Annotated in this window: 10 protein-coding genes and 1 tRNA gene; 10 read left to right on the top strand and 1 reads right to left on the bottom strand. The window is 31.4% G+C overall.

Translation table 11 applies throughout. From position 1 onward, the window contains the following. The 10 genes from mraY to ABY298_RS11855 form a co-directional block, all read left to right on the top strand. The coding region (mraY, locus tag ABY298_RS11900; RefSeq protein ID WP_372746280.1) for a phospho-N-acetylmuramoyl-pentapeptide-transferase at positions 1-717 on the top strand (717 nt) is incomplete at its 5' end. Further along, positions 718-2,052 (top strand): UDP-N-acetylmuramoyl-L-alanine--D-glutamate ligase, encoded by a 1,335-nt coding sequence (gene murD / locus ABY298_RS11895; protein WP_372746279.1) that lies wholly within the window; start codon positions 718-720, stop codon positions 2,050-2,052. After that, positions 2,053-3,243: an FtsW/RodA/SpoVE family cell cycle protein gene (locus ABY298_RS11890; RefSeq protein WP_372746278.1), complete on the top strand. Its 1,191-nt coding sequence runs from the start codon at positions 2,053-2,055 to the stop codon at positions 3,241-3,243. Then, positions 3,227-4,318, top strand: a complete 1,092-nt coding sequence (murG, locus tag ABY298_RS11885) for an undecaprenyldiphospho-muramoylpentapeptide beta-N-acetylglucosaminyltransferase (RefSeq protein ID WP_372746277.1) — start codon at positions 3,227-3,229, stop codon at positions 4,316-4,318. The genes ABY298_RS11890 and murG overlap by 17 nt, the downstream gene beginning before the upstream one ends. Beyond that, a complete protein-coding gene (gene murC, locus ABY298_RS11880) occupies positions 4,315-5,661 on the top strand; it encodes a UDP-N-acetylmuramate--L-alanine ligase (RefSeq protein WP_372746276.1) in 1,347 nt (448 codons plus the stop codon). The genes murG and murC overlap by 4 nt, the downstream gene beginning before the upstream one ends. Beyond that, on the top strand, positions 5,651-6,391 hold the full coding sequence (locus ABY298_RS11875; RefSeq protein ID WP_372746275.1) for a cell division protein FtsQ/DivIB: 741 nt from the start codon (positions 5,651-5,653) through the stop codon (positions 6,389-6,391). The genes murC and ABY298_RS11875 overlap by 11 nt, the downstream gene beginning before the upstream one ends. Next, a complete protein-coding gene (gene ftsA, locus ABY298_RS11870) occupies positions 6,378-7,721 on the top strand; it encodes a cell division protein FtsA (protein WP_372746274.1) in 1,344 nt (447 codons plus the stop codon). Before ABY298_RS11875 ends, ftsA begins: the two co-directional genes overlap by 14 nt. Positions 7,722-7,766: 45 nt before the next feature. After that, positions 7,767-9,677, top strand: coding sequence for a cell division protein FtsZ (gene ftsZ / locus ABY298_RS11865; RefSeq protein ID WP_372746273.1), 1,911 nt, complete (start codon positions 7,767-7,769; stop codon positions 9,675-9,677). A 122-nt stretch (positions 9,678-9,799) separates the two neighbouring features. Further along, positions 9,800-10,249, top strand: a complete 450-nt coding sequence (locus ABY298_RS11860; RefSeq protein WP_372746272.1) for a GatB/YqeY domain-containing protein — start codon at positions 9,800-9,802, stop codon at positions 10,247-10,249. 21 nt (positions 10,250-10,270) lie between these two features. Next, a tRNA-Arg gene (locus ABY298_RS11855) sits at positions 10,271-10,344 on the top strand. 71 nt (positions 10,345-10,415) lie between these two features. On the opposite strand, the gene ABY298_RS11850 is transcribed toward ABY298_RS11855, so the two are convergent. Continuing rightward, positions 10,416-10,958, bottom strand: a 543-nt coding sequence (locus tag ABY298_RS11850; RefSeq protein ID WP_372746271.1) for a ribonuclease activity regulator RraA, incomplete at its 5' end; no start/stop codon positions are given.

The raw sequence follows: 10,958 nt of genomic DNA, 5'->3' as shown, positions 1-10,958 counted from the left end.
GAGGATGGAATTCCAGTATTATTTGGTGAAGCAAAAAAATCGACAAAAACAACTATACCATTTTTAAAAAATAATCAGTTAGAATATGCCGAAGCTTTAGAAATATTTGGAAATGGGTTTAAAGAATATGCTTGGTTGTTATTTATTCCAATTGTAATTTTTATTATAACCGCGGTTTCAAACGGAGCTAATTTAACCGATGGAATAGACGGTTTAGCAGCAGGTTCATCAGCAATAATAGTCCTCACGCTAGGTATTTTTGCGTGGGTTTCTGGTAATATTATTTTTGCCAATTATTTAGATGTAATGTATATCCCAAATTCTGGAGAAATGACCATTTTTATTGCTGCGTTTGTGGGTTCTTTGGTTGGTTTCTTATGGTACAATACATATCCTGCACAAGTTTTTATGGGCGATACTGGAAGTTTAACTATTGGTGGAATAATTGCGGTTTTAGCAATTGCAGTGCGTAAAGAGTTGTTAATTCCAATTTTAGCTGGCATCTTTTTAGTTGAAAATTTATCAGTGATTTTGCAAGTGAGCTACTTTAAATATACCAAGAAAAGATTTGGAGAAGGAAAACGCATTTTTAAAATGTCTCCATTGCATCATCATTATCAAAAATCAGGGTATCATGAAAGTAAAATTGTTACACGTTTTTGGATTGTAGGGATTATGCTGGCAGTATTTACTATTGTTACATTAAAGTTACGATAAATGAAAAAATTAGTAATTCTTGGAAGTGGAGAAAGTGGCGTTGGTACTGCTATTTTAGGGAAGCAAAAAGGGTTTAATGTGTTTGTTTCTGATAAAGGAAACATAGCAAAAAAATATAAAGAAGTTCTTTTAAATAATGCAATTCCTTTTGAAGAAGGAAAACATTCTGAAGATATATTATTTGAAGCAGATGTGGTTATGAAAAGTCCGGGTATTCCTGATAAAGTACAATTAATTGTTGAGCTTAAAGAAAAGGGAATTCCAGTAATTTCAGAAATTGAATTTGCTGCAAAATATACCAATGGATTAATAGTTGGAATAACTGGTTCAAACGGTAAAACCACCACTACAATGTTGGTAAATCATATTTTGAAAAAAGCAAATTTAAATGTTGGAATGGGTGGGAATATTGGAAAAAGTTTTGCGCAGCAAGTGGCAGAAGATAATTTTGATATTCACGTATTAGAATTAAGTAGTTTTCAATTAGATGGTATTGTAGATTTTGCTCCTCATATAGCAATTTTAACAAATATTACACCAGATCATTTGGATAGATATAATTATCAGTTTGAATATTATATCAACTCAAAATTTAGAATTACTGAAAATCAAACTGAAGACGATTTCTTGATTTATGATGCAGATGATGAGGTAATTGTAAACTGGTTAAAAAACAATAAAGTTAAAGCAACTTTGCTACCATTTTCTTTAGAAAAAGAATTGGAGCAAGGAGTATATATAAAGGATAATAACATAGTAATAAAATATAAAACTGAACAAACAATAATGGGTATAACAACTTTAGCATTAAAGGGGAAACACAACACTAAAAACGCTATGGCAGCTGCTATGGCATCATCATTATTAAAAGTTAGAAGTAACGCAATTAGAGAAAGTTTAGAAGACTTTGAAGGTGCTGAGCATAGGTTGGAAGAAGTGTTAAAAATAAATGGAGTTCAGTATATAAACGACTCTAAAGCAACCAATGTAAACGCTACGTTTTATGCGTTGGATAGTATGAAAACACCAACGGTTTGGATTGTTGGAGGGGTTGATAAGGGAAATGACTATTTAGATTTAATGCCTTTAGTTAGAGAAAAGGTAAAAGCTATTATTTGTTTAGGTGTTGAAAATCAAAAAATTATCCAAACTTTTAATAATGTAGTAGATTTAATTGTGGAAACTGCAGGTGCAGAAGAAGCCGTAAAAGTAGCGTACAAAATTGCAGAAAAAGGAGATACCGTATTGTTATCACCTGCATGTGCAAGTTTTGATTTATTTGAAAATTACGAAGATAGAGGTAATAAATTTAAACAAGCTGTAAGAGCATTGTAAATGAATAATTTGTTTAAAAATATTGAAGGAGATAAAGCTATATGGGCAGTTGTTGCTTTTATGGCCTTATTGTCGTTTTTACCAATTTATAGCGCAAGTACCAATTTGGTGTATGTTGCAAATAATGGTACGCCTATCTTTCATTTAGTTAAACATGCATTTTTATTGATTTGTGGTTTTCTTATAATTTATTTTATTCATAAAATTCCGTATAGATATTTTAGTGGAGGATCTGTTTTAATGATTCCTCTAGTTTTAATATTATTAGCATTTACGTTAGCGAAAGGATCTACAATTGGTGGAGCAAATGCAAGTAGATGGATTCAAATTCCTTTTATTGGAATTGGGTTTCAAACTTCTACTTTGGCCGGATTAATATTAATGATTTATGTAGCAAGGTATTTAGCTCAAAACAAGGATAAAGAATTTACTTTTAAAGATAGCTTTTGGAAATTATGGATATGGGTAGCGGCAACTTTAGTTTTAATTTTGCCAGCTAACTTTTCAACTACTGCTATTATTTTTTCAATGATATTAATGTTGTGCTTTATAGGTGGTTATCCTTTTAAATATTTAGCATCTGTTGTGGGGATGGGTGTACTTGCATTAACTCTATTTGTGCTAACTGCAAAAGCACTTCCTGGTGTTTTGCCAAATAGAGTTGATACTTGGATTAGTAGAGTTGAAAATTTTTCGAATGTTGATGCTGAAGAAGGTTATCAGGTTGAAAAAGCTAAAATAGCCATTGCAAGTGGCGGAATTCAAGGTAGAGGACCTGGAAAAAGTGTTCAAAAAAACTTTTTACCACAATCTTCTTCCGATTTTATTTTTGCAATTATTGTTGAAGAATTTGGATTAATAGGTGCTATTGTTGTTATTCTTTGCTACTTATTTTTGCTGATTCGAATTTTAATTGCCTCAAAAAAAGCAACTACCATTTTTGCTACATTATTAATTATTGGTGTAGGAATTCCAATAATAGTTCAGGCAATTATAAATATGGCAGTGGCGGTAAATTTATTTCCGGTAACTGGGCAAACCTTGCCTTTTATAAGCAGTGGAGGAACATCTATTTGGATGACTTGTATTGCTGTTGGAATAATTTTAAGTGTAACTGCCGAAAAAGAAAAAGAACCAAGTGCGGAAAATGAAGAAAACCCTTTAGATATTTTACATGAAGCAATCGGTTAACATTATATTAAGTGGAGGTGGAACAGGTGGACATATTTATCCGGCTGTATCTATAGCAAATGAGCTAAAGGAAAAATATCCTGATGCAAAATTTTTGTTTGTAGGTGCTAAAGATAAAATGGAAATGGAAAAAGTGCCTCAAGCTGGTTATAAAATTGAAGGTTTGTGGATTGCAGGTTTGCAGCGCCAATTAACATTAAAAAACGCCATGTTTCCATTAAAGCTAATTAGTAGTTTGTGGAATGCATATAAAATTATTAAAAAATTTAAACCAGCAGTTGTTATTGGAACCGGTGGTTTTGCTAGCGGACCAACTTTATTTGTTGCTAATAAATTAGGAATTAAAACAGTTATTCAAGAGCAGAATTCTTATCCTGGAATTACCAATAAATTATTAAGTAAAAAGGCTGATAAAATTTGTGTGGCTTATGATGGTTTGGAACGTTTTTTTCCTGCTGATAAAATTTTAAAAACAGGAAATCCAGTTCGTCAGGATTTATTAAATATTGATAGTAAAAGAGAAGAAGCTATTGAGTTTTTTAATTTAAATAAAGATAAAAAAACACTAGTTGTAATTGGTGGAAGTTTAGGAGCAAGAGCCTTAAATAATTTAATAGAAAAACATATTAACTGGTTGGTAGATCAAAACATACAAGTGATATGGCAAACTGGGAAATTATATTACAACGAGTTTAAAAAATATGATGATTTAAAAGGTATAAAAACGTATGATTTTTTGAATAGAATGGATTTAACCTATGCTGCTGCAGATTTTTTAATTAGTAGAGCAGGAGCAAGTTCAATTTCAGAATTATGTTTGGTTGGAAAGCCAGTTGTTTTTATTCCATCGCCTAATGTGGCAGAAGATCATCAAACAAAAAATGCCTTAGCAATTGTAAATAAAGAAGGTGCTATTTTGTTGAAAGAATCTGATTTAGATCAGTTTCAACAAGTGTTTGAAAATTTAATTTCAAATGAGTTGTTGCAACAAAAATTAAGTAAAAATATAAAAGAATTAGCGTTGCCAAATGCAACAAAAGATATTGTTAAAGAAATAGAAAAACTAATAAATTGAATTTAAATAATATACATAACATCTATTTTGTAGGTATCGGTGGAATTGGTATGAGTTCTCTTGCTTTTTATTTTAAAAGCAATGGAAAAAATGTGGCTGGTTACGATAAAACACCTTCAGAAATCACCAATTCTTTACAAGAAAAAGGAATAGATGTTCATTTTGAAGATTCGGTTAATTTAATTTCTGAAACCTTTAAAGACATTTATAACACTTTGGTGATTTATACACCAGCAATACCTAAAAATCATACTGAGTTAAACTACTTTTTTGATGCCAATTTAAACGTATTAAAACGTTCCGAAATTTTAGGAGAAATTACTAAAAATACATTTTGTTTGGCAGTTGCTGGTACTCACGGTAAAACAACAACATCAACAATGTTGGGGCATATTTTACATCAGGCCGGAACCAATGCAACAGCCTTTTTAGGTGGAATTTCTGAAAACTACAATTCTAATTTAATTTTAGGTGGTTCAGAAGTTTCTGTTGTTGAAGCTGATGAGTTTGATAGATCATTTTTAAGACTTTCGCCAAACATTGCCTGTATAACATCTATGGATGCAGATCATTTAGATATTTACGGTGATGCTTCAGAAATAGAAAAATCTTTTAAAGATTTTGGTAACAAAGTTTCCAATACTTTAATTGTAAAAAAAGGTTTGCCAATTAATGCATTAACATACGGAATTGAAGAAGATGCCGATTATAATGCTTCAAATATTAAAATAGAAAATGGTGCTTATATTTTTGATGTAAAAACACCAACAGATACTATAAAAGCGGTAAAACTTAATTTACCAGGAAAACATAATGTGCTAAATGCGGTGGCGGCTTTAGCAATGGCTAATTGTTACGGAATATCATTACCAGTCATTGCTAAAGCTTTACTTTCTTTTAAAGGAATTAAACGTCGTTTTTCGTATAAAATTAAAACGGAAAATTTAGTGTTAATTGATGATTATGCACATCATCCAACAGAAATTACGGCTGTAGCAAGTGCTGTTAGAGAAATGTATCCATCACAAAAAATACTAGGTGTTTTTCAGCCACATTTATTTAGTAGAACGCGTGATTTTGCAGATGATTTTGCAAAAAGCTTAGCATTGTTTGATACTTTAATTTTATTGGATATTTACCCAGCAAGAGAATTACCAATGGAAGGAATAACTTCTGCTTGGTTGTTGAATAAAGTTGAAGTAAATAACAAACAGCTTTCATCTAAAGAAAATTTATATAAAAATATAGTAGAATCTAAAGCCGATGTTATTGTTATGATTGGTGCTGGAGATATAGGAGAATTAGTGAACGAAATTAAAAATAAATTAACCAGTGAAAATTAATTGGAACTACATAAAAGGTGTGCTTTTAATTTGCTTAATTGGATTTTTGTATGGTTTTTCAAATCATAGAAATAATACAGTTAAAGTGAAGGATATTGTAGTTGAATTTGAAAAAGGAAATAACCTTTTTATGAACTATGAAATGGTTAATAAATTGTTAATACAAAATGGGAAAACTGTTAGAAATCAAGAAAAATCTGTTATAAATTTACACAAATTAGAGTCTAATATTCTATCACATCCAATGGTAGAGAATGCGGCTGTTTTTTTAACGGTTGATGGTACCCTAAAAGCGACTGTCAGACAGCGTTCACCTATAGCAAGAATTGTATCTGGAGATAAGAGTTATTATATTGATAAACAGGCCGAAAGAATGCCTTTATCAACAAATCACTCAGAGAGAGTTATGGTTGTTACTGGCGATATTTGGGAAGATGATTATGATCAAATTTATCAATTAGCAACAACTATTTCAAATGATGAATTTTTAAAAAAACAAATAGTTGGAATTGAAAAAATGCCGAACAATGAGTATGTTTTGAGCACAAGAATTGGCAATCAAAGTATATTATTTGGAAAAATAGAACAATTGAAGGATAAATTTATGAACTTGAAATCATTTTATAAAAAAACAATGGTGGATGGAACAATTAATAATTACACATCAATAAATTTAAAATACAACAAACAAGTTGTGTGCACAAAAGAAGTAGAATATGGAACACAATGATATTTCAGTAGGTTTAGATATAGGAACAACTAAAATTGTTGCTATGATTGGACGTAAAAACGAATACGGAAAAATCGAGTTGCTTGGAACAGGTAAAGCAAAAAGTTTGGGAGTGCACAGAGGTGTAGTAAATAATATTACTCAAACAATACAGTCAATCCAATTAGCAGTAGATGAGGCAATTGCGGTTTCTGGAATTAAAATAAGTGAAGCAGTTGTTGGTATTGCAGGGCAACATATTAGAAGTTTACAACATAGCGATTATATTACACGTCCTAATTCTGAAGAAGTTATTAGCGATGAAGATTTGGAAAAATTAGAAAAGCAAGTATATAAATTGGTAATGCTTCCTGGCGAAGAAATAATTCATGTGTTGCCACAAGAATTTAAAATTGATGGTCAAGGTGAAATTACTGAGCCTGTTGGGATGTATGGAGGAAGATTAGAAGCAAATTTTCATGTGGTTGTAGGTCAAGTTTCTTCTATTAGAAATGTAGGAAGATGTATAAAAAGTGCTGGTTTAAATTTAGCAGGCATTACATTAGAACCATTAGCATCGGCAGAAGCAGTTTTAAGCAATGAAGAAAAAGAAGCTGGAGTTGCATTAATAGATATAGGTGGTGGAACTACAGATTTAGCAATTTTTAAAAATGGAATTATTCGCCATACAGCAGTAATACCATTTGGAGGGAATGTTATAACCGAAGATATTAAAGAAGGTTGTTCTATTATAGAAAAACAAGCCGAATTATTAAAAACAAAGTTTGGGTCTGCTTGGCCTGGTGAAAATAAAGAGAATGAAATTGTTTCAATTCCTGGATTAAGAGGAAGAGATCCAAAAGAAATTACACTTAAAAATTTATCCAAAATAATTCACGCCAGAGTAGTAGAAATTATTGAGCAAGTATTTTTAGAAATTAAAAATTATGGCCACGAAGAGCCAAAGAAAAAATTAATTGCCGGAATTGTTTTAACAGGTGGAGGAGCACAATTAAAGCATTTAAAGCAATTGGTTGAATACATTACTGGAATGGATACCAGAATTGGATACCCAAATGAAAATTTGGCAGGAGATTCAGACGAAAGTTTTTCAAGTCCGCAATACGCAACAGCAGTTGGATTGCTAATGAATGGCTTAAAAAAAGTGGATAAACTAAAAGCTAAAAATTTAGCAAGTAAAGTTCCTGAAGAAATTGTTGAAGAATCAGCGTTTGTAAAAGTTGAAGAGAAAGAAGCACTTGAGGAACCAGAAAAACCAAAAGCTCCTAAAAAATCAATATTTGATAAATGGGCAGAAAAGTTTAGAGATTTTTTAGATAATGCAGAATAAAAAAGAAATAGAAAAAGATACGTATAACACCAATAAACAAAAATTATGAGCACAGATTTTAGCAACATTTCCTTCGATTTACCAAAAAATCAGTCTAACGTTATAAAAGTTATTGGAGTAGGTGGTGGCGGTAGCAATGCCGTAAACCATATGTACTCTCAAGGAATTAACGGGGTTGATTTTGTGATTTGTAATACCGATGCTCAGGCATTACAAAATAGTCCTATTCCAAACAGAATTCAGTTAGGTGTTTCTTTAACTGAAGGTTTAGGTGCTGGTGCAAACCCAGAAGTTGGTGAACAGGCTGCAAAAGAAAGTATAGAAGAGATAAAACAAATGTTGTCTTCAAATTCTAAAATGGTATTTATTACCGTTGGAATGGGTGGAGGAACAGGTACAGGTGCGGCTCCAGTAATTGCTAAAGCTGCTCGTGAATTAGATTTACTTACTATTGGTATTGTTACAATTCCATTTTCTTTTGAAGGAAAAACACGAAATGAACAAGCTCAAAAAGGAATTGAAAAATTACGAGAATATGTAGATTCTTTGGTGGTTATCAACAATAATAAACTAAGAGAAGTTTACGGAAATTTAGGATTTAAAGCTGGTTTCTCTAAAGCTGATGAAGTATTGTCTACAGCGGCTCGTGGAATAGCAGAAGTTATTACACATCATTATACTCAAAATATAGATTTACGTGATGCAAAAACAGTACTTTCTAATAGTGGAACTGCTATTATGGGTTCTGGTTCAGCATCAGGAATTAATAGATCTGAAGAGGCAATTTCAAAAGCATTAGATTCTCCATTATTAAATGATAATAAAATAACAGGCGCAAAAAATGTATTGTTATTAATTGTTTCAGGAGCAGATGAGATTACTATTGATGAAATAGGTGAAATAAATGATTACATTCAATCTGAAGCTAAATCTAACGTAAACATTATTATGGGTGTTGGTGAAGATGAAAGTTTAGGTGATGCAATTTCAGTTACTATTGTGGCTACAGGTTTTAATAAAGATCAACAACATGAAATTTCAAATGTTGAGGCTAAAAAAATAATTCATACTTTAAGTGATGAACAAGAAGCTTCATATGATTTTACTGAAAAAACACTATTAGACGCATCATCAAAACAAAATAACGAGCCAATGGCTTATGTAGAAGTTGAAGAAGAAGCAGAAGATGAAAAAATTGTTTTTGATTTAGGTGAGGAAGAAGAAGAACCGCAATTTGATATTATTCAAACATCAGAATTTATTAAAAATATAGATGTTGTTTACGAAGAAATTTCGGCAAAAGACTTTGATGAATTTGTAATTACCGAAGTAAAAGCAGAAGTTGAAGAGCCAATTGTAGAAAAATTTAAAGAAGAACAACAAATATCTTTTACGTTTGATTTACCAATTTCTCAAGTTAAAAAGGAACCAGTTAAGGAAGAAAAAGCTCCAATAGTTAATGAAATTGAAGTTGTAGAACCTAAAATTGTTCAGCCTAAAAAAGTTGAAGAAGATGTATATTTTACGTTAGAAGATTATACAGAGTTAGAAGAGAATTTTGCAAAGGCATCAAAGCCTGTTACTGTAAAAAAAGCAGTGATATCTGATGAGCCAACCTTAAAGGTTAATCCAGTTGCTAAAATAGATGTGAACGAGCAGGAAGTAATAGATTATAAAGAAGTTTCGCCTTTAGATTTAACTATTGCTGAATTGCAAAAGAGAGCGAATGAAAGAAGAGAAAAAATGAAAAACTTTAATTACAAATTTGTAAATAAAGTGAATAAAAATATAGACGAAATAGAAAAGGAGCCAGCCTATAAAAGAATGGGTGTAGAATTAAATCAATCGTCACATTCATCACAAATTAATCAGTCTAGAACTACATTAAATATTGATGAGAATGATGATATTAGGTTCCGTTCAAACAATTCATTTTTACATGATAATGTAGATTAAAACTTTGCCCAAAGACAAGTACCCTTAGGAGGATTTTCTAAGTTTTGGACTCGAAAAACTTTAATTAAATTTGAAGTATTTCGAGTTCTTTTTTTTTATCTTCGCCAATAAATAATTATATCATGAGTTTACAAAAAAATATTATGGATAAAATGAAAGAAGCAATGAAATCTAAAGATACCGTTGCCTTAGAATCATTAAGAGCCATTAAATCGGAAATATTATTATTACAAACAAAAGGTGGAGCTACAGATGAGTTATCTGAAGATGATGAAATTAAATTGCTTCAAAAGTTAGTAAAACAACGTAAAGATAGTGCTGCGTTATATATTGAACAAGGACGTAAAGATTTAGCAGATCCGGAACTAGCACAAGTAGAAGTAATTGCTCAATTTTTACCAGAACAAATGAGTGATGAAGCCATAAAAAAAGCAGTAGCTGAAATAATTTCAAAAGTTGGCGCAACTTCTATGAAAGATATGGGAGCTGTTATGGGAATGGCCTCAAAAGAATTAGCGGGTAAAGCTGACGGTAAAGCTATTTCTGTGGCTGTAAAACAGTTGTTATCATAATAAATAAATATAATTTTTACTGGCCTCGTGGCGCAACTGAATAGCGCACTGGATTTCGGCTCCAGCGGTTGTAGGTTTGAATCCTACCGGGGTCACAAAAAAACGCAATCTTTAATGCTAAAGATTGCGCTTTTTATTTAAAAGTAAATGATTTTAGTTTAAAAATTTATCTGTTTTTAAGTTTTCTCCATTCAGAAAAATCTTTTAAACTTTCTTCTTTTGTTGGTGGATATAAGCCAATAACACAATGTCCTTGTGCTACTCTTTCTAAAACAAAATCTTCAAAAATCGTCATTTCTGTACATTCATCCGCTACTTCATCAACAATTTCTGCAGGAATAACCATAATTCCATCATCATCACCAACTAAAACATCTCCAGGAAAAACCGCAACATCTCCACAACCAATAGGAACATTTATATCTAAAGCTTGATGTAATGTTAAATTTGTTGGGGCTGATGGTTGCTGATGATACGATGAAAAATTTAAAGCAGCAATTTCTGCTGAATCTCTAAAACCTCCATCAGTAACAATCCCAGCACAACCTCTAACCATTAATCTGGTTACTAAAATAGAACCGGCAGATGCTGCACGTGCGTTATTTCTACTATCAATTACTAAAACTGCTCCTTCTGGACATTCTTCAACAGCAACACGTTGTGGATGCTTTGGATCACGAAAAGCCGAGATAGGGTTTAAATCTTCTCT

The sequence above is a fragment of the Lutibacter sp. genome (genome assembly GCF_041596795.1).
GTDB lineage: Bacteria > Bacteroidota > Bacteroidia > Flavobacteriales > Flavobacteriaceae > Lutibacter.
Note: the sequence above shows the minus strand (reverse complement) of the source record. Positions and strands in the feature narration are given on the sequence as shown.